The following is a 20,596-nucleotide window of genomic DNA, read 5'->3' on the forward strand; positions in this document are numbered from 1 at the left end:
CCCTTTAAACGCGTTCAATGATTGTTGCAGTGCCCATGCCGGCACCAATGCACAGGGTTACCAGCGCGGTGTTGAGATCGCGGCGCTCCAGTTCGTCGAGCACGGTTCCCAAAATCATGGCGCCGGTTGCACCCAGCGGGTGACCCATGGCGATAGCACCGCCATTTACGTTCACCACTTCGGGGTCCAGATCAAACGCCTGCATGTAACGCAGGACAACGGACGAGAACGCCTCATTGATTTCGATGAGATCGATATCCGACCATTCCATCTTTGCGTTCTTCAGCAACTTGTTGGTCACATCAACCGGGCCTGTGAGCATCAAGGCCGGTTCCGAACCGATGTTGGCAAAGGCCTTGATCCGCGCACGCGGCGTCATGCCCGCAGAACGGCCCGCCCGGCGTGATCCGATCAAGATGGCGGCTGCCCCATCCACAATGCCGGAGGAATTACCCGCATGGTGAATGTGTGTAACGGCTTCGATTTCCGGATGGGCCTGAATGCCGACGGCATCGAACCCGCCCATGTTCCCCATCATTTCGAAAGAGGGGTTCAGGCTCGCCAATGACTGCATGTCTGTTTCGGGGCGCATGTGCTCGTCCCGATCCAGAATGGTCAGACCGTTGATATCCTTCACAGGGATGACCGACTTGGAAAAACGCCCTTCCTTCCAGGCGGTTTCGGCGCGCTTTTGCGACTGGATTGCATAGCTGTCCGCGTCATCACGAGAGAAGCCATACTTTGTTGCAATAAGATCAGCGGACACGCCCTGTGGCATGAAGTAGGAGGGGATTGCCACCTGAGGGTCGACTGGCCAAGCGCCACCAGAAGCCCCAATGCCGATGCGGCTCATGCTTTCAACACCACCAGCAACAACCATCTGGTGTTGACCAGCCATGACTTGCGCCGATGCGGTGTTCACTGCATCCAGACCCGAGGCACAGAAACGGTTGATCTGCATTCCAGGAACGGAGCGGTCATAGCCGGCCGTGAAGGTCGCGGCGCGCGCAATATCGCCGCCGGCTTCCCCAACCGGGTCTACGCAGCCCAGAATCACATCGTCTACGAGTTTTGTATCCAGGTCATTGCGATCCCGGAGCGCTTCCAAAGCACTGGCTGCAAGGCGAACCGGTGCAACTTCGTGTAGCGCTCCGTCCTTCTTGCCGCGCCCTCGTGGGGTCCTCACGTGATCGTAAATAAAGGCGTCAGCCATGGTCTCCTCCGCAGCTAAATTGTGTCAGGCTGTTTCCGGCAGAACGGGTAGGTCACCTGCCAGAGGCAGGCATCTCCGGTCTGTCGTTCCCATGATATGAAACGGCCTGTGATTGATGTTCGAAAAGAATAGGTGAGGGCGAGGGCTGCAGCAGCACTCGACCAACTTCTTTCCTGATCGGTCCCGACACGTCATCTTGTCATGGCCTCCGGCAACGTTTCGTCCCAGTACGCTCTTGGAGCATGGTGACACGCCGGCAAGGCGGGCCTGAACTGGGAAAACGCCAAGGGTTGAGGTCATTCAAGCATCTCCGAAACTGAACAGCGTGAAATAGTTAACAGGCGAGCGAGCACTTACCTCACTCGCCTGAATAATGCGTGGTTTTAAAATGCCTCTTCCGGGAGGCTCATCATGGTCTGGGCTCCAGTGGACAAGCGTGCCAACTGCGCTCCGGTCTCTGGCATCAGGCGTTCCATGTAGAACGTGCCAAGAGTAAGCTTGTTTTTAAGCATCTCTTCCTTGTCGCCAGCACCTTCTTCAAGTTTGGCCTGCGCGACGACGGCGATCTTCGCCCACATGTATCCCATGCCGACAAGACCCATGAGATGCATGTAGTCTGTGGAGGCTGCACCTGCATTGTCCGGGTTGGCCATGCCATTTTGCATCAACCACATGGTTGCGGCCTGAAGGTCATCAAGGCCCTTTTTCAGCGGTTTGGTGAAGCCTTGCAGGTCTTCGTTGTCACCGTGCTCCTTCAAAAAGCCCCCGACTTCCTTGAAGAAGGCCTGAATGGCGCGCCCACCATTGGCAGGCAGTTTGCGCCCTACAAGATCGAGCGCTTGAATGCCGTTGGCGCCTTCGTAAATCATGGCAATGCGGGCATCGCGAACAAACTGCTCCATTCCCCACTCGGAAATGTAGCCATGGCCGCCAAACATCTGCTGGGCCATGACGGAGTAGTCGAAGCCCTTGTCCGTCAAAACACCCTTGAGTACGGGTGTCATCAAGCCCATGAAGTCATCCGCTGCTTGGCGTTCTGCTTCATCTTCCGAAACGTGCGAAATGTCGCCCTTGATGGCGGTATGAATGTATAGAGCACGTGCAGCTTCATTGAACGAACGGATTGTCATCAGGACACGGCGTACATCCGGGTGAACGATGATCGGGTCTGCCGGCTTGTCCGGTGCTTTGGGCCCGGTGAGGGAACGGCCCTGAATGCGGTCCTTGGCATAAGCTACAGCATTCTGATAGGCCACTTCAGACTGGGATACACCCTGAATGGCAACTCCAAGACGCGCTTCGTTCATCATGACGAACATCGCGCGCAGGCCCTTGTTTTCCTCACCTATCAGCCAGCCTGTCGCCTCATCATAGTTCATCACGCAGGTCGCGTTGCCGTGAATGCCCATTTTCTCTTCAATGGACCCGCAGCTGACACCATTGTCTTCAGCCGGGTTGCCATCTGCATCCAACCGCTTTTTCGGCACCAGAAACAGCGAGATGCCCTTTGTACCGGCAGGAGCCCCTTCAATGCGGGCGAGAACCAGATGTACGATGTTGTCGGACAGGTCATGTTCACCAGCGGAAATGAAAATCTTGGTGCCACTGATCTTGTAGCTGCCATCACCCTGAGGAACAGCCTTGGTGCGCAACAAACCAAGATCCGTGCCGCAATGTGGCTCGGTCAGGTTCATGGTGCCGGTCCACTCGCCGGTGGTCATCTTGGGTAGGTACGTGTCCTTGAACTCGTCGGAGGCATGTTCCAGCAGCGCTGCGATAGCCCCTTGGGTCAGGCCGGGATACATGGCAAACGCCATGTTTGCCGAACACATGAACTCATTAAGCACTACAGCAAGGCTGGCGGGCAGGTTCTGGCCACCATATTGTTCTGGAATGGCAAGTGACCCCCATCCCGCTTCGCAGAAGGCATCGTATGCTTCCTTGAACCCTTTTGGCGTCGTAACGCGGCCATCGTCGTGGCGCGTGCAGCCTTCGTGATCCCCAATCTGGTTGAGAGGCTGCAGCTGTTCTTCGCAGAACTTGGCGCCCTCTTTCAAGATGGCTTCCACGACATCCGGCGTTGCCTCCGAAAAACGAGGCAAGTGACTATGATCATGAAAACCCAATACATCATTCAGCAGAAAAAGGGTGTCTTCAACAGGAGCGTTATAGCTTGGCATACCTCTTCCTTCCCAGCGGACCCTAATGGTATTCCGTTGACGTTATGGTCAACGTCCTCTGACTACAGATATACGTCTCAACCCTGTACGCGACAACCCGAACTTCAGGCCCAGTTTCGGCTGAAATCCGCTGTTTTTCGAAAACTTCCCCTAAAGTCTGATTTTATGCGTAGCAAGTGATGTATCAGTGCGGGAGGTGGTGGGGTGAATAAATCTGCTGGTTGTGATAGCGGCGCTATGGAGAGCGTTAGCCTCAAGCCTGCTCGGTACGGACTTCGTTGTGATCGTGAGTTCTATGGCCAGACAGTGAGGCTTGAGAGAAAGCTGCTGGTTCTTTTGCCGGGGGAGATCGCGAGGCACTGCGAAACAGCCGTATCAGGCGGGGTTTGAAGAATGCTCTCGCCGTCATGGCAGGGTATAAAACGAAACTGGCCGGGCATCACCCCCATGATGCCCGGCCAGTCGTGGTAATCGCGATCCGCGTCACGGTGGCTCCCCCGAAGAACCTCCGCACATGACTGGCGCTGCCCCGAAATAGCGCCGGCGCGATCACTCTACGGCGTGTTAAGCCGCCTCAGTTTGCTTCTGCTTGAGAAGGCCTGAGACGATTTCCACCGTCCTCTGCAGCTCATCCTGTGCCTGATCAATGGCTTGGCGCTGTTCGTCGAGCACCTTGATCTGTTCCTGGAAACGCTCGAGTGCTGTGCGCAGTTGGGTCTCTTGTCCGTCACGCAGATCATACAGATCCAGCAAATCGCGGATTTCGGTCAGCGAAAAGCCCACGCGCTTGCCCATCAGCACCAGCTTCAGCCGAGCCCGATCCCGGCGATTGTAAATTCGGTTCATGCCCTCACGGCGCGGGGTGATCAAGCCCTTGTCTTCATAGAAACGAAGCGTGCGAAGTGTAATGTCGAATTCTTTTGCGAGTTCGCCGATAGTAAACTGTGTTTTCTTGGGGTCTTCCGTGTCGCTGCTTACAGCTTGCACAAACGTATCGTTAATCTGTAGCGCTTCGCTCATTCCATACACCCGTTTCTAAAAAGCCGAGCCCTTAAAGCCCCTGAACCCAACGTTCGGCCTGTGCTTTATCCCGTGACTGTGAGGCGGGAGAGCGGATGACCGTGCGTCAGCTGGGCTTTTGCATAGTCTGTCCCTAGCGTAATCTGCCAGTATTTTGCGGTGACTTAACCGTTAAATCAGGGGGTAAAAGTGTACTTCATGCACAATGCAACCTCTGTAAACCCACAACTTGTGAGTACATAAAATTATCTCAGCGAAAATGGCCTCAATGTGGCTGCCATCTCACTGAAGTCACAGACATTAACGCCCTATTTACCCTAAACAGTAAAAGTTTGGCACTGAAGTCATGAAAGACCGGTTTCATGAAGACAGTGATTCGTGCCGAATTTTCGATTCTCGATACGTTGCGGGCTTGTCGTTGAAGCTGGACCTTAAATTACGAGGCAGGGAACACATGTCCTGGACCAAGCATGGACACAATATCCCCGATTGGGACGCTGACGGTGCTGATACCCGCGATACGGGAAAATCTGCACAGGAAATTTATGCGTCTTTGCTTGCCGACAAATTGAGGAAAAAAAGCTTCAAATCTAACCAAGGTGACCTTATGGGTAACGGTAACCTTGCACAGGACGGCTCTGCAGAATCCTTTTTTCATGATCCATACCCCCGAATTTCCGATGCTGAGAATGTAGGGGGGGACCCGCTCAATCGTTTGGAAGCGCAACTCGACGACGTTGCTGACGCGTTGAACGAGCTTCTCCCGTCGCGCGACACAAACCGTTCTGCTGACATTTCCAATTCCGACGCCGGTCTTGACGCTCACGAGGGTGCTGCGCCGTCTCTACGGAAAAATCGGGCGGAAGATCCAAGCCGTGCCGAACGAGTGTCCACGGTTCTGGAAGCGTTGGACCGACTGGATGCGAGACTGGACGCCATGAACCAGTCAATCGCGACAGGTTCTAACGAGCGCCAAAAAACGCCGGATGTTTCCGATTCCAGGATTTTGAAGGACAAAAAGTCGACCGCTACCGGTGCGACGCGCCACCCACAGCCTTCACCCTCACGCTCTCCAAGGGGCATGGCAGGGGTTCAGAACCTGATACAGGACCACTACGCGCAACTCTTGCAGCAGATCGAGGAACTGCAGCAAAGTGAAGCCAATCCAGATCCGTCCTTGATGCGGTTGGATGGTGATATGGCCGCACTGCGCAAGGATATTGCTGATCACACAGCGGTAAATCGCGAGCAGCTCAGTGACATCGTGTCCCGCCTGACCCGCACAGAAAAACATGGCGAAGCGCTTGAAGAACTGCGTGGAGAAATTGCCTCCATGAAGCAGGCGCTTTCGAGTGGGGAGACGGAACAATCGCTGAAAACGCTGGAAGATAGCTACAAGGCTATTCGCCAGCGGTTGGAAGACCTTTCCCATCAAAAGGTTGATCCCACAATTTTGCAAACGCTCGTTGGGCGTCTTCACGAGTTGGAGGCCTATCTGCAGCAGCTGCCTCGCGTGGACCAACTCGCCGCAATGGATGAACGCCTTACGGCAATGGGCGAGCGGCTCGAAAATGTCATGCGCCAAAGCGGTACTGAAGGGCTTGAAGCTGTTCGGACCGATATACGAAACCTGCGGTCCGTCGTTGATACGCTGGATTCGGGGCGGGCCATCATGGAAGTGGATCAACGGATCCGTTTCTTGGTCGCACGCATGGATGAACTGGAGCATTTCTCCCAGATTCAGCGGGATATTCAGACCCGGTTGAGCCATGTCGAAACGCGGCTGCCAGAGGCGGGAACCTACGATCAGCTTCACACACGGCTGGAAACGATCACTTCACTTCTGGCTGATGATCAGTCCCGCACAGACAATTCTCAGCAATTAGACCGCGTAGAGGCCCGTCTGCAATCCATCACGACAAAGCTGGAAGGCATCGAAGCGGAAAGAGACGCTCCCAACGCATTCGAACAAGCCGTAGATCGGATTGAAATGCGTATCGATGATCTGGCTAACCAGGTCAATGGGCTTGAGACGAAAGTCGCCAACATCCCGATGGGAGAGGCAGGAACCGGCGCTGACACGGAACTACTCGGTCGTCTCGAGCAGCAGGTGGCTGAACTCACCTATTTGGTTGAAAAAAGTTCATCTACCGGCGCGGCTGACCAATCTGTCAGCGCGCTCAAAGAGGAAGTGAATGCACTGCGTAGCCAGCTATCCACTCTGGCAACACCGCAGGATATTGAAGCCCAGGTACAGGCCCTGGCTGAAAGCCTTGCCCAACCTTCGGCGTTTCTGGATGACGCCAAGCTGACGCACATCGAAGACCAGATCGCTACACTTGCCACAAAGCTGGATGAGACCTCGCAGCGAATGGTGGGTCCGGAACACATTGAAGCCGCCATTGCCAAAATGGACGCTCAGATCTCCGGTAGCAAGGACGAGATGATGCGCACCGTGCAAATGGCGGCGCGGGAAGCAGCAGAAGCAGCGACAAGACATGTCGGTATCGGGCAACAGGCTACTGATGTCGCTCCGATCGAGGAGGCCATTGCAGACCTGCGCAAGGATTTGCAGGCGCTGTTGGACCGGGAGCAGCGAGACGATGGGAACTCCCTCCACGACGTAAAAAACACCTTGGCCACTATTTCCGAGCGCATTGCAGCGCTGGATGCACGGTCGGCGCAACTGGGCAACACGCCCATTTCCCGCGAGCATCAAAAGCTGGTCGGGGATGATCATGCCCGTGGTGTCCTGTCCGCTTTTACAAAGCGCCATCGGCACCAGAATGCCCAACAAGATGAAGATACAACTTCGGCCAGTCAGGCAGCGCGCGACAAGACAGCGGACTTCATTGCGGCTGCGCGTCGGGCGGCTCAAGCGGCGGCCGCTGAAGTGCGTGCCGAAGAGGGGGAGCCGGAAACACGCAAACCCATTATGCCGGATCGCGCTCGGCGCTTGCGGGACTATCTTCAAAGTCACAGTGAGCAGCCCTCCGTTGAGGTGCCTGAACAATACAGATCCGCAACGGCCGAGACGGTGCCTGAGGCAGCGGTGGAGCCTGATGACGGCGCTGTTGAACTGACCGAAGATCTTGTGGTGGCAGAAGAAGGCGCCCGTGAAAAACGCAAGGGCCTGTTCAAGCTTTACAGCCGCAAGAGCAAGACACCCGAACCATCTGATGCCAACGAAGGTAAAGAGGGGACGAGTTCGAGCCGACGCCGTGCGGTAGTATTGGCAGCGGCTGCTGTCGTGTTGACCATCGGGACCTTGCAGGTATTTAACTCGGGCGTATTGCAGCCATCGGAACCTGAGTTGGCCTCAGAGGAGCCAGAAGCCGCACTGGACAGTCAAACACAACCGGTCCAGCAAGCTGCTATCCAGGAAAAGGTCCAGGATCGCATGCCGCAACCCACGGCAAATGCTGAGAAACAAACCGAGATTGCCAACGTACAGGCACCAGTTGATCCGTCTTCTGACGTGGTATTTGGTGATATCGGCAACGTGGGTAGCATAAGTGCGCCAAAGCCGGACGGTGAACAGTTGAACAACACGCCAATGAGCCGACCCACGTCGGCTATGGCTGAAGATCTGAGCGTCGATAGTGTTCCGCAACCTCGGTGGTCCATCCCCCAGGCAGCGCGAGATGCCATTGATGGTGGTAGTACAACGTCGGTGCCTTTGCCGCCGGAGACAGTAGGTCCGATTGAATTGCGCCAGGCCGCAGCAAGCGGAGATGCAGCTGCTCAGTTTGAAGTCGCTGTTCGCTTTACTGAAGGCGAAATGGTGACCGCAGATCTTCAACAGGCCGCTGAATGGTATCGCAGGGCGGCGGCTCAGGGACTTGCACCAGCTCAATATCGGTTGGGTAGCCTTTATGAAAAGGGGCGTGGCCTGCAGCGCGATCTTGAAAAGGCACGCGACTGGTATTCCCTTGCTGCCGCGCAAGGCAACGTCAAGGCAATGCACAACCTCGCGGTTTTGTATGCGGAAGGGATCACCGGGGAGCCGGATTTCGAAGAGGCCGCGCGCTGGTTCCAGATGGCAGCTGACTATGGCGTGGCCGACAGCATATTCAACCTGGGCATATTGACTGCGCGAGGTCTGGGAACGCCAAAGGATCTGATCAAGAGCTACAAATGGTTTGCCATCGCGGCCCAGCAGGGCGATCAGGGCGCAGCCCAAAAGCGTGATGAGATCGCCAACATGCTCGACGATGAACAGTTAACGGTAGCCCGCGAAGCTGTTGATTCCTATGCAAGAAAGAAGGTTGATCCGCTTGCCAACAAAGTGCCGTCCAAACCATCCTGGAAGGCATCGCCCGCAACGCCGATTTCCTTTGAAATGCCTGGGAAAATTCGTCTCGTGCAAGAAAGACTCATGGATTTGGGTTTTAAACCAGGCGGGGCGGACGGACAAATGGGACCGAAAACCCGTCAGGCCATACGAGCCTATCAGAAGCAGCAGGGCATGATACCAACGGGTGTTGTGGATGGTCCGTTGTTGAGTGCGTTAACAGGTCAGTCCATTTAAACGCATTATAAAACACTATCGGTTAAGACTGACGTTGACACGCGCACAACTCTCGCGCATTAAAGCCACAACCTTCGACGTTCCGCCGACTTTTTCGGTTCAACTGGCTTGGTGATGCCTTGCAGATCTACCTTCCCATCGCCGAAATACCGATCAATATGTTCATGATTTTTGGCATGGGCGGTGCGGTCGGTTTTCTTTCCGGCCTGTTTGGCATTGGTGGTGGTTTTCTACTAACCCCACTCCTGATTTTTTCAGGAATTCCGCCAGCAGTCGCCGTGGCCACTGTGACAACGCAAACAGTTGCTTCTTCCTCATCCGGTGTGCTCGCCTATATCCGCCGCAATGCCATCGATTTCAAACTGGCATTTGTGTTGTTATGCGCAGGTATCGTCGGTTCGTTTCTAGGTGTCTGGCTGTTTGGTGTCCTGCGGGAAATGGGGCAACTGGATCTGGTGATCTCGCTGGCTTACGTAACGTTTCTCGGTGCTATCGGCATTTTGATGCTTACGGAATCCCTGAGGGCAATTGCACGCAAGAAAGCCGGCGGGCAGGCCGAGTTGCGCCGTCCAGGCCAGCATAATTGGGTGCACGGCCTCCCGTTCAAGATGCGGTTTCGTCGCTCGAAAATCTACGTCAGTGTGATCCCGATCTTCGCAATTGGCAGTTCCATCGGCTTTCTGGGTTCTATTTTGGGTCTGGGTGGCGGCTTCATGATGGTGCCCGCGTTGATTTACCTTCTGCGCGTTCCAACCAATGTGGTTATCGGCACGTCCTTGTTACAAATCCTCGTGACCATGGCGGTGGCGACAATCCTGCACTCCATCAACACACAGACGGTGGACGTTGTGTTGGCGCTTACCTTGATGGTTGGGAGTGTGATTGGTGCGCAGTTCGGGGCGCAGATTGGGCAGGGGCTGCGCGGTGAGCATCTGCGACTAATGCTGGCCCTTCTTGTCTTGTCTGTGGGGCTGCGGTTTGCGTTCAATCTGGTGATTGAACCACAAGACCTTTACTCGGTGACCATAGATATGAGGTTGCCGCAATGATCCACAACCTCGCTTTGTATCTGTTATCCCTACTGTTTCTCGCTCTGCCGTTACAACAGACCGCGCAAGGTGAAACCTTGGTATCTGCGTTGTCGGCGCATGAAGTGAACATCACGTCAAACTTTACCGGCACCGAAATCACCGTGTTTGGAGAAATCTCCCGGGATGCGGCCACGGTTGCACGGGCAGGCAGTTACGACATCGTCGTTGTGGTTGAGGGGCCTCCGGAGCGGGTCACAACGTGGCGCAAGGAACGCATCTTCGGGTTATGGATCAATGCGGCTTCGAAGACGTACACCAACGTTCCGTCGTTCTACGCCGTACACTCCACGCGGCCTCTGCTGGACATCACAGAGGACAACACTCTCAAGGTTCAGCGCACGGGCTTGGTGAACTTGCCTCTTGCGCCATTCGGCGTTCGTCTGCCCACTGCTGAGGATCGGCGAGCCTTTCGGGAAGCCTTTCTGCAAGAGCGAGTTGACTTGGGCCTTTATGCAGAACGCCCGGATACAATTCGGTTTTTGAGCTCCACCCTGTTTGCCACGTCAATTCCTTTGCCCGCCAATGTGCCCGTGGGAACGTTCACGGTAACCAGTTATCTTTACAACGGTGGGATCGTATTGGCGCAGGAAACGCAGCACCTGACAGTCGCCAAAAAGGGATTTGAGCAGTTTACCTTTGATTTGGCCAATGACAATCCAGCACTATACGGCATTATCGCCGTTGTTTTGGCCCTGTTCACTGGGTGGCTTGCTGGAGTGATTTTCCGCAAGGACTAAGCGTTTGACGGCGTAAGGTCCTGCTTACAGTTAGTCCGCAATCAGTTTGTTCGCGGTAAACGGAAACAAACGCCCGGCCCCCAGAAGAAACACGGAAAAACGCTTTGCATCGAATATTTGTGACCACGCGGGATCCAGAACGTTCAGTCCCCCGGTCAATGCGCCAAATGAAGGCATGACGAGGCGGGTGCCATTGGTTGCGAAACAGGGACGCCGGATGCTCCTCCCGAGCTGACGTACCTTTCCCACCGGATGCAAGTGGCCACAGACCTCTCCGGAGGCTGGCCCTTCGCTTGGTTCATGTTGAAAGCTCAGAGAGCCCAAAGACAGCTTTTCGGTGCGATCCCCGCCGAGGCCCGTTGGAATTTCGGGATCATGGTTGCCTGAAATCCATACCCAGTCTCTGCCCAGCTGCATGGTGGACAGCATGGCTCGGTATGACACCGGCATCTGTTGAGCGCCCTTCGTGTCGTGAAAGCTGTCTCCCAGAGCAATGACACGGCGTGGTTTGAATACATCAATCAATGCCGAGAGACGCTCAAGTGTTTCACCGGTATCGTAGGGTGGAAGCATCACACCCCGACGGGCGAACGAGGCACCCTTTTCCATGTGCAGGTCGGAGACGATTAATGCGCTTTGGTCTGGCCACCACAGCGCTCCGCTGTCGTGAAGGCCGATGATTTCATCACCAATCGCCAGATCGTGGCACACAGGAACGGGGGTGCGCCGAATGTTGAGTGCGTGGGCAGTAGTCACGCCATGGCCTCCAGAGCAAGATCGTCCGCAGCAGATGCGAGCAGAGCTTCGTTTGTTTCGCCATATATCGGTTCGCGGCCAATCTCAAGCAGCACTGGTACAGCTAACGGGGAAACTCGCTGTAAAATCATAGGATCGATTCTGCCCTGAATTCGAGAGAGAAATTCCGATAGACGAGAGATATCCAACAGTCCTGTTGCCGCATCGGCCCAGGTGGCTTTCATCAGCAGGTGGTCCGGCTCATGCGTTCGCAACACGTCATAGACGAGATCCGTGCTCATGGTGACTTGCCGACCGGTTTTTTCCTGACCGGGAAAGCGTCGTTCGATGAGGCCTGCAATGACGGCACACGCGCGGAAAGTACGTTTCATCAATGCCGATTCCGCGAGCCATGCATCCAGATCATCGCCCAACATGTCCGCATCAAATAGCGCCCCTAGATCAAGAAGACCCGACTTGGTGGCGGCACCGATATCTTTCATGGACCAGAGCGCGAGCGCATAGTCTGATGCCACAAACCCCATGGGATGCAGGCCAGCGCGGTCCAGTCGGCGCGTCAGCAACATGCCCAGAGTTTGGTGGGCGAGGCGGCCTTCGAAAGGGTAACACACCATGTAGTGTTTGCGCCCTCGTGGGAACGTTTCCACCAAAAGCCGATCTGGACGCGGCAATTGTGATTTCAGTTGTTGAAGGCGTAACCATTCGCCAACTTGGGGCGGTAGCCGGTGCCAGTCGTTCGGTTGGCCCAGCATTGTCCTAACCCGGTCTGCCAGATAGGTTGAAAGAGGAAACTTGCCGCCTTGAAAAGAAGGTACCTTGGGTTCAGTCGCTGTCGTGCGAGAGACATAGGCTTCGCTCTCCTGCAGGCCCTCAAACCGCAAGATTTCGCCGCTGAATACAAAGGTGTCACCGGGAGCGAGCTGTTCGGCGAACCATTCTTCCACTTCGCCCAAAACACGGCCACCGCGCCCAAGTGGTCGGTCGCCCTTGCCCCGGCGAGGCTTGACGAGGCGCACCTTGAGCATGGCATCGGCGACGATGGTACCGATGTTGAGACGGTATCTTTGAGCAATACTGGGGTGGGCCACACGATATCGACCGTTCTTGGTTTCCCGCAGCCTTGCGAAGCGGTCGTAGCTGCGCAGGGCGTATCCACCGGTGGCGACGAATTCGAGCGCCTTGTCGAACTGGTCACGGGTAAGCGTGCGGTAGCTGAAGCTTCCTTTGACCTCAGCAAACAGATCGTCAGCATCAAAGGGCTCGGCGCAAGCCATGCCCATGATGTGCTGGGCAAGCACATCCAGTCCCCCATAACGGAGTGGAGGAGTATCCTGTTCTCCCGCTGTAGAAGCGGCGAGCGCGGCCTGACACTCCAGCACTTCGAAACGGTTGGCCGGAACGAGAATGGCCTTGGAGGGCTCATCCATGCGGTGGTTTGCACGTCCAATGCGTTGTGCCAGTCGGCTGGCTCCCTTGGGTGCGCCTACATTGATCACCAGATCGATATCGCCCCAGTCAATGCCCAGATCAAGCGAGGACGTGCATACCACAGCCTTTAATGCACCGCGCGCCATGGCCTCTTCAACCTTCCGTCGTTGGGCGACATCCAAAGAGCCGTGATGCAGGGCAATGGGTAGCGTATCCTCGTTGATCCGCCACAGTTCCTGAAACAACACTTCAGCTTGTGAGCGGGTATTTACAAAAACCAGCGTGGTCTTGTGGGTTCGGATCTGGTCATAAATATCGTTCAGAGCATAGTGTGCCGAATGTCCGGCCCATGGTAGCCGCTCCGCACTGTCCAGAATGGTTATCTCCGGTTTTACCTGAGTTTGCGCCAGCACAAGCTCTGCAAGAGCAGGCGTGGTCCCTTCATGACGCTGGTCCATGAGAAATGCGCGCAGTTCATCTGGCTCGGCAACGGTTGCAGAAAGTCCTATGCATTGCACTTTGGGTGATAGCGTGCGCAGCCGTGTCAGTCCGAGCGATAACAGGTCGCCGCGTTTGGATGTTACCAACTCGTGCAGTTCGTCAAGAATGATGGTCTGCAGGTTCTCGAACATGGACGCGCTGGCCTTGTCCGCCAGTAGGAGGGCGATTTGTTCTGGTGTTGTCAGCAGAATATCGGGCGGTTGTCGTTTTTGTCGCTGGCGCTTGTGTGTGGGCGTATCGCCGGTGCGCGTCTCCATCTTGATGGGGAGCTGCATATCCGTTATCGGACGCTCGAGATTGCGTTGAATATCTGTGGCCAGCGCCTTGAGCGGGGAAATATACAGCGTGTGAACGCCTCTAGGTGCTTCTGGGGTCGCGGCTGGTTGCTGAGATAGACTGATGAGAGTGGGCAGAAAGCCTGCCAACGTCTTTCCCGCCCCGGTCGGGGCGATCAGCAGCGCTGACTGGCCTGTACGGACCGTGTCCAGCAGGGAAAGCTGATGCGATCTGACATGCCAGGATCGAGCATTGAACCAGTCCTCAAATTGCCGGGGTAGCACGCGGTGGGTCTCCATTGCCTTTGAGTCGCTTCGACTTATAGTAGGGCGCAAACTGCAATGCTACGACCCGCCAGAACGCAATCAAAGGAGAACCGTGTGGGGTTGAGTTTTCTGGCACCTGTTCGTGCCATTTTGGAAAACAGGCGTGAAGGCCTCTATTGCATACCCGGTGACTTTTATGTCGATCCTGTCCGGCGCGTGCCGCGTGCGATCATCACACACGGTCATGCCGATCACGCTCGTACAGGTCACGAAACTGTTTTGGCGACACCTCAAACCATCGCCATCATGCAGGCGCGTAGTGGACGAAACTGTGCCGGCCGTTTCGAGCCACTGGACTACGGCAAGCCGCTCTGCATCAATGATGTTACCGTGACCCTGCGTCCAGCGGGCCACGTGCTCGGCTCTGCTCAGGTTGTCATGGAGTACAAAGGATATCGCATTGTCGCGCCGGGCGATTTCAAGCGGTCTCCCGATCCGACGTGCGCGCCTTTTGAGCCGGTTTCCTGTCATTGTTTTATTACGGAGGCCACCTTTGGCCTCCCCCTGTTTCAGTTGCCGCCCGTTGAGGATGAACTTGCCAAGTTGATGCAGTCGTTACGGCTTTTTCCTCAATGCACTCATGTTCTGCTTGCCTATTCTCTGGGCAAAGCACAGCAGCTCATTGCCTTATTGCGCCGGCAAGGGCTGGTCGATCCGATTCTGGTTCATCCAAGTGTCTGGGATGTTTGCCAAGTCTATGAGGCATTCGGCGTTGCGATGGGCGTGTTGGAAAAACTGCCACAGAACCCGTCGCGAGAAAAGAACATGCGGGGCATTGCCGTCATGCCGCCGGGGCGCGGTTCAACAGGTTTGGTGGAGCTGTTTGGCAACCACCGTACGGTTGGAGCGTCTGGCTGGCTGCATACCTCTAAAGGCAGAAAGCAGCGTACCTGCGATTTGCCGCTCGTCATATCGGATCATGCGGATTGGCTGGAGTTGTTGCGCACCATTGAAGAGACTCACGCTGAAACCGTTTTGGTAACGCACGGTCCTGATGCTGCGCTGAAGCGGGCATTGCACGGCGGACCTGTGAATTGTGCGGGACTGACAGAACTTTAGTTCCCAGTGATGAATATTTCGACGGGAATTTCAAAGAGATGAGATGACAATCTCAGTGAAATACTGTTTTTATTCCCGTCAGGGTGTACATCACATGGATGTGCCCCTTAGCAACAACAAATCACAGGGCGCGTGATTCATGAATGAAGAGAGCGACGTAGAGCTGCAGCTATCTGAGCTTTTTGATAGGTACGCTGACGGCTACGACGACTATGACGTGGCGGCCATTGCTGATTGCTTCGCCTTTCCCTGTGTGGTCTGGCAGATGGATCAGGGGCATGTTTTCGCGGATCAGGAAGAACTGGTCGAAAACCTTGAAGCCTTGCTCGACGTGCATCGAGAAAACAACGTCACTCAATCCACTTACGAGGTGATTTCCACGCACGTATCTGGATGTACTGCCCACATTACATTGGACTGGCAGCAGGAAGATGATGCTGGTGATGTCGTGTTTGACTTCACTTGCCACTACACCATCGTTCAGATTGACGAGAATTGGCGCATCACGATGATCGTGAACGAGCCAGCCTGAACTGATTTTGGATCAGGAGAGCTGAAAGGTAGGCTGTGAAGGCGTTTTCCCAGTTGTGCGAAGCGATTGCCTGCGATGCCTCGGAGAACCGCCAGAGCGCCTACCTCAAAGTGTTTCTGGAACAGAGCAATGCGCGAAATGCTGCCTATGCGCTTGCGTTGGTAACCGGATCTTTCAAGGTTCGGCCTGCGCTCACACCTGCTTTGATCAATCAACTGGCAGACTGCACGTTAGATACCGCACTGTTCGATCTCAGCGTTGAGTTTACCGGCGACAAGACTGAGGCGGTTGCGTTGATGTGGCCGCATGCCAAGAGCGAGGCTTGCGCGCCTGATCTTGCGGATCTGGTTGAGGATTGGCAATCCACGGCAAAAGCTGATCGTCTATCCTATCTGCAGAAAGCGATGGATACCATGCCGGCAACGCTCCGCCCGCTGGCATTGAAGGTGCTTCGAAGTGCCCGTTTGCAGTTGCTGTCCGCCCCATTGGTCTGGAAGACGTTGGCGGAAGTTTTTAATCAACCGCAAGAGCTGATCGCCCAAGTCTGGCAGGAGAGTGGCATGCCTCCTGAGGATCTGATGAACTGGCTGATGGAGGGAGGTTCTTGTCCGCTCAAAGGCCATGTTTTTGCTGTCGGGCCCGACGCACCATGGCAAGTTTTGACACCAGACGAAATTCTCACTCATAAAGAAAAGAGGATATGGTATCGGCCTGTTCCCGTCGGATTTTATTGCCGTTTGCTCAAAGGCGCGTTTAGAAATGAGCGGCACTGCACTGATGAATTTCAAGATCTGGACGGTACGCGGCTTCTGGTAATGGAGCGGCCGGAGTTTACAGCGCACTTGAGCGAAGGCGCGTATCATGGTGTGTTGACAGCAAGACAAGGTTCCGTCACCTGCTCAGGAGCTCACATCCGTCAATTGCTTGACCGCAAGAAGCCGCCTGACGTCTCGTGGGGCTTTGTCCCGCTGTGGTCAACCCGTGCGCCTGAGGAGGAGGCGTTAAAGGCCCTCGGATATTCTCGGGAGGTTTTGCATAGGAGCATTTTGCCCTCCAACTGGCATAATTCCGGCCTGCAAGCAGTAGCGCTGCACGCGCCGTGTCATCCGGATCAACAAGAGTATGAGCAGGCAATATGGGTAAGCCGGCCGCCCTATGAAGTTATGGCCCAGGTCATGCACGCACGGTTTAGTGCAGGGTTAAAGACGCCCGGCCCGGTGGAGTTATCCTTCGGCATGCCTGCCACGCAACAGATGGACAGTCCTCTGGTGCCTATTGGCAAAGCTCGGCTGGATGGTGACAGGAGCGCGTTTGAAGCCGTGTCGCTGGCCTTTTCTACGCATACGCTGGCTCGCTTCGGTCCGCTTCGAGAATTGCGCCAGCTTCCGGAAACACGTCTTGTCTTTCGTTTGGCATTTGCGGAGGTTCTTTCGGCTCCAAGACGCAAGTCAGGAATTCAATTGACCGAGTTGCGTATCCTGAAGTTCGAACCGGATGGGATGCCAACGTCTCTGGACGACTTGAGGCAAGACGTGCGTGCGCCCTAAGGCCCATCGCACAAGCGAGAGTTTCTCAGTAGTCTGCATCTGCCAATAAGAGTTAGGGAGTGACGATGAGTATCCAGATTGACTATTTCTACACGCATTTATCTCCATGGGCCTATCTGGGACATCAGGCGCTTCTTGACATCGCAGCATCCTATGGCGCGGCAATTCATTTTCGGCCGGTCAATTTGGGTGAGGTATTTGCCCAGACCGGCGGTTTGCCTTTGGGACAGCGGCATCCGGCCCGCCAAGCTTACCGGTTCATCGAAATGCAGCGCTGGAAGGAAAAACGAGCCCTTCCATTAACTTTCAAACCCGCGCATTTCCCAACAGACCCGAAACTCTCTGATCTGGCCGCGGTCGTTCTTCAGGAAACGGGTGGCCCCGTGGCAAGCTTTTCTTTGAAGGCCTTTCAGGCCATCTGGGCAGAGGACCGCGATATCGGTGATCCTGATACAGTTGCGCAACTGTTGGATGCGGTTGGGGTCAATGCCACGCAGGTTCTGGAAAAGACACAGGATCCCGCCATTTTGCAGAGTTTCGAAGAAAACAAAAAACGCGCATTATCATGGGGTGTAATCGGTTCGCCAGCTTACGTTCTGAACGCAGAGCCGTTCTGGGGACAAGACCGGTTGGATCTGCTGGAAGATGCCCTGCGAAGTGGGCGCGTGCCGTACAGGCCATTGTAAACAGGGTCAAAAGGCGCGAATGTATTTCGAGTCTGCTTGAGTATCTGTGAGTCCCATCAGGTTAGAAAGACAAACCACACCAAAGAGAGATACATGGCACGGCCTTCGAAAATCCCCTTTATGCTTGTTGTTGTCACCGCTTTTTTTGCCGTACTTGGAGTAGCACAGGCACAGGACTTGGCACCCCGTGCGCAGGAAGCGCGGTTTATCCTGACCGAGACCCCCCAGGGCATAATGCGCCTCGATCAAGCAGATGGAACGGTGTCATACTGCGAAGAGCGGAACGGCAAACTGATTTGCACTCCCTCAGCCGACGCGATTTTGGCCTATGAAGCCGAAATTGCTGCTCTGGAACGGGAAAATAAACAACTTCGCGAAGATTTGGCGCAGATTGGCGAGCAATTGCGCAATCTGGCGGAAATGGTTGAGGCTAAAAGAGCTGGCCCGGTTGTAGAGCAACCGCAGCGGACGGAGAAGGACGGTTGGCTCGGTCCTGATGAGGAAGAAAAGCTTGATCAGGCGTTTGACTTCACCGAAAAAGCGATGCGTCGTTTCTTCAATATGATTGAAGGTCTGCGGCAGGACTTTGACAATCCGGGTGCAGTACCCCAAACCACTCCAGAAGAGGGCTCAGGGACACCCTGACGCCTTCTTCCTGCAAAAAAGCCGCAGTTTCCTGCGGCCTGTTTGAGTAACGAGTTCAAGTGTTTTTTGGTCCAGTCAGGACGCTTGCATGGCCATGATGGCCTCCCGTACATCATCCGCAATCGGAACAATGCTGCGTTTTTCCAGATCCATGGTCAAAGCCACCATGTCGCAAACAGCAGCAAGGCGGTTGGTCTTTGATTCAAAAATATAGTGGCGCAAGGTAAACACGTTCTTCTGAACGCCCGTGAAGCTCGTCAACACCACCACCGTATCGCCGCTTTTCAGAGGGCTGATCCATGTCAGCTTTTGCTCCATCGCAACGCGGCCATAGTAGTTTTCATCCAGCCACGCTGTCTTCATCGGAGTGCGTTCCCACGCATGGTTGATCGAGTCACTGATCAAGCCGATGGCAAAGCCGTCATCTGCACGTCCTTCGTGTGTTAGATGGCGTGGCAGAACCGTTGCGCGTCCGGTGACAGAGGAGCCGTTGTTCAGCAGGTCATTGACAAGCGGCTTGCCCACGAACGGGGAGGGAGCAATGCCCTTCGGGCTTGCATCCGCGCTCATGGTGTCTTCCACGTCCTTGAACCGGGTGCGGAGCTGTTTGGCCGCGTTCTGGTTGGGCGTGTAGCCATCAATGGCGGTAGCTGCAATCTGGTTCGTCGAGCATTCAATCATTTCGTGAACGACGCTCAACATATGGGGGCCATCGAACGCAATATAGGACCGAATCTTCAGTGGCACGGCCGAGCGCAATTCCGCGTGGTAGCGAACATGGCGCACACGTCGTGGACCTGCTAGTGCATCACTGAAACCAGTTAGCAAACGAAATTGACGGTCTGCTTCTTCAAATTTCGCGAAGTAAAACTGGACGTTCAGATGATCGTTCTCGTCACACTCCCAAGTGTTTACAAAAGACAATAGTGTTTCGAGGGCAGGCATTGCTTATCCTTTTGAATAGACTTGGCCGCGAAGCTGGCAATTGCAGAATTATCTTTTTTGCGTATCCGTCAGAATTGCGACGCCATACGTTTCTTTATAAATGTATCTATACTGCTCAAACTCACCTTGGCAAGTCCAAGTTCAAAACCCTGGAACACATGGCAGCCATTTGGATAGATTTCCACTTCTACGTCGCTATTGGTGGCCTGTAATCGTGAAGTGAGGAAAAGACTATCGTCAAGTAAAGGGTCTTGTGTACCGGCCGTTACAATCGAGGGTGGCAAGTCGTGGAGTTCTGCAAATAGAGGTGAGGCCTCTGGATGCTGGCGATCTTCTCCGTTAAGCAAGTAGTGTTTGGCAAACAAGTTGAGATCACGGGTGGTGATCAACAGTGGCTTGTTACCCCAATTCCGTGCCGACGGCGTCAGGCCCAAATCGAAAAAGCCGGAGAGAAAGGCAGCACAGCTGAACGGGGCTGTCTTGTAAGTGTCGCGCAGTCGAACAAGTGTTGAAAGCGCAAGGTTCGCGCCTGAGCTTTCGCCGGCGATGGCTATCTTGCGCCAGCCATGCTTTGTCGCACCTTCCCCGGTGATCCACAGCGCGGCAGCAACACAGTCGTCCAGTCCGGCTGGGAATGGATGCTCAGGTGCAAGGCGGTAGTCGACTGAAATGATATCCAGATTGGTGGCACGACTGCGCGCTTCCAAATAAGCGTCCTGAAACGAGGCGGATCCAAACACGAAGCCGCCACCATGAATGTGCATCATAACGCCATCAGGGGCGCCAGACGGCGCTTTCAACAGCCGCAACGGGATCGGCTGCCGTTGACCCGGAATGGAGAGTGTTTCAGCGTTCGGACTGAGTTCGGGCGCCGGAAAGGTACTCGACCCCTGCATGCGTCGTTCTCGGGTTACCGAAGGGGGAAACTGCCACTGGTCTGGTAGAGCCTGGATGGTTGCAATCAAGTTTTGGTTGAACTGTTTGGCTTCATCAAGCATCGCGGATTCTACAGACACTACAGGAAATGAGAACGACATGAATGACCTCTTTTTGTTGCACCGCAAACTGGATAGGTTACGCTTGCAGGCTTCGTATACCGCGATTCAGAAAAATGAGCGTAAGT

General features: G+C 54.9%; 15 protein-coding genes. 8 read left to right on the forward strand and 7 right to left on the reverse strand.

Annotated features, from left to right (window positions below):
• Positions 1-4 precede the first annotated feature (4 nt).
• The 3 genes from G512_RS0116435 to G512_RS0116445 all read right to left on the reverse strand — a co-directional run bounded on the left by G512_RS0116435 (position 5) and on the right by G512_RS0116445 (position 4,413).
• The gene (locus G512_RS0116435; RefSeq protein ID WP_028482664.1) at positions 5-1,213 is read right to left on the reverse strand and encodes an acetyl-CoA C-acetyltransferase; all 1,209 of its coding nucleotides are present in this window, start codon (positions 1,211-1,213) and stop codon (positions 5-7) included.
• Positions 1,214-1,596: 383 nt separating this feature from the next.
• Positions 1,597-3,393, reverse strand: a complete 1,797-nt coding sequence (locus G512_RS0116440) for an acyl-CoA dehydrogenase C-terminal domain-containing protein (RefSeq protein WP_028482665.1) — start codon at positions 3,391-3,393, stop codon at positions 1,597-1,599.
• A 564-nt stretch (positions 3,394-3,957) separates the two neighbouring features.
• Complete coding sequence (locus G512_RS0116445) at positions 3,958-4,413, reverse strand: MerR family transcriptional regulator (RefSeq protein ID WP_028482666.1); 456 nt, start codon at positions 4,411-4,413, stop codon at positions 3,958-3,960.
• 454 nt (positions 4,414-4,867) lie between these two features.
• Here G512_RS0116445 and G512_RS21510 point away from each other — a divergent pair, with 454 nt between their 5' ends.
• The 3 genes from G512_RS21510 (at position 4,868) to G512_RS0116460 (ending at position 10,772) form a co-directional block, all read left to right on the forward strand.
• The gene (locus G512_RS21510) at positions 4,868-8,944 is read left to right on the forward strand and encodes a peptidoglycan-binding protein (RefSeq protein WP_051269486.1); all 4,077 of its coding nucleotides are present in this window, start codon (positions 4,868-4,870) and stop codon (positions 8,942-8,944) included.
• A 119-nt stretch (positions 8,945-9,063) separates the two neighbouring features.
• On the forward strand, positions 9,064-9,993 hold the full coding sequence (locus G512_RS0116455; RefSeq protein WP_028482667.1) for a sulfite exporter TauE/SafE family protein: 930 nt from the start codon (positions 9,064-9,066) through the stop codon (positions 9,991-9,993).
• Positions 9,990-10,772, forward strand: a complete 783-nt coding sequence (locus G512_RS0116460; protein WP_036489909.1) for a TIGR02186 family protein — start codon at positions 9,990-9,992, stop codon at positions 10,770-10,772. The genes G512_RS0116455 and G512_RS0116460 overlap by 4 nt, the downstream gene beginning before the upstream one ends.
• Positions 10,773-10,802: 30 nt before the next feature.
• On the opposite strand, the gene pdeM is transcribed toward G512_RS0116460, so the two are convergent.
• Both pdeM and G512_RS0116470 read right to left on the reverse strand, forming a co-directional pair.
• Positions 10,803-11,528, reverse strand: coding sequence for a ligase-associated DNA damage response endonuclease PdeM (gene pdeM / locus G512_RS0116465; RefSeq protein WP_051269488.1), 726 nt, complete (start codon positions 11,526-11,528; stop codon positions 10,803-10,805).
• Entirely contained in the window at positions 11,525-14,032 is a 2,508-nt protein-coding gene (locus G512_RS0116470; RefSeq protein WP_028482670.1) for a ligase-associated DNA damage response DEXH box helicase, read from the reverse strand. Before G512_RS0116470 ends, pdeM begins: the two co-directional genes overlap by 4 nt.
• 81 nt (positions 14,033-14,113) lie before the next feature.
• Here G512_RS0116470 and G512_RS21515 point away from each other — a divergent pair, with 81 nt between their 5' ends.
• The 5 genes from G512_RS21515 (at position 14,114) to G512_RS21520 (ending at position 18,528) form a co-directional block, all read left to right on the forward strand.
• Positions 14,114-15,118 carry a ligase-associated DNA damage response exonuclease gene (locus G512_RS21515; protein ID WP_051269490.1) on the forward strand — a complete coding sequence of 335 codons (1,005 nt, stop codon included), beginning with the start codon at positions 14,114-14,116 and terminating at the stop codon, positions 15,116-15,118.
• Between the two features lie 139 nt (positions 15,119-15,257).
• Positions 15,258-15,650, forward strand: coding sequence for a DUF4440 domain-containing protein (locus G512_RS0116480; RefSeq protein ID WP_028482671.1), 393 nt, complete (start codon positions 15,258-15,260; stop codon positions 15,648-15,650).
• Between the two features lie 35 nt (positions 15,651-15,685).
• A complete protein-coding gene (locus tag G512_RS0116485) occupies positions 15,686-17,197 on the forward strand; it encodes a hypothetical protein (protein WP_028482672.1) in 1,512 nt (503 codons plus the stop codon).
• A gap of 65 nt (positions 17,198-17,262) precedes the next feature.
• Positions 17,263-17,883, forward strand: coding sequence for a 2-hydroxychromene-2-carboxylate isomerase (locus G512_RS0116490; protein ID WP_028482673.1), 621 nt, complete (start codon positions 17,263-17,265; stop codon positions 17,881-17,883).
• Positions 17,884-17,976: 93 nt separating this feature from the next.
• Complete coding sequence (locus G512_RS21520) at positions 17,977-18,528, forward strand: hypothetical protein (protein ID WP_143181454.1); 552 nt, start codon at positions 17,977-17,979, stop codon at positions 18,526-18,528.
• 75 nt (positions 18,529-18,603) lie between these two features.
• Here G512_RS21520 and G512_RS0116500 read toward each other — a convergent pair whose 3' ends face one another.
• Positions 18,604-19,473 carry a thioesterase family protein gene (locus tag G512_RS0116500; protein WP_028482674.1) on the reverse strand — a complete coding sequence of 290 codons (870 nt, stop codon included), beginning with the start codon at positions 19,471-19,473 and terminating at the stop codon, positions 18,604-18,606.
• Between the two features lie 68 nt (positions 19,474-19,541).
• Positions 19,542-20,510 carry an alpha/beta hydrolase gene (locus G512_RS0116505; RefSeq protein WP_036489911.1) on the reverse strand — a complete coding sequence of 323 codons (969 nt, stop codon included), beginning with the start codon at positions 20,508-20,510 and terminating at the stop codon, positions 19,542-19,544.
• Between the last annotated feature and the right edge of the window lie 86 nt (positions 20,511-20,596).

The sequence above is a fragment of the Pseudovibrio exalbescens DSM 16456 genome, from assembly GCF_000422785.1.
GTDB classification, from domain to species: domain Bacteria; phylum Pseudomonadota; class Alphaproteobacteria; order Rhizobiales; family Stappiaceae; genus Pseudovibrio; species Pseudovibrio exalbescens.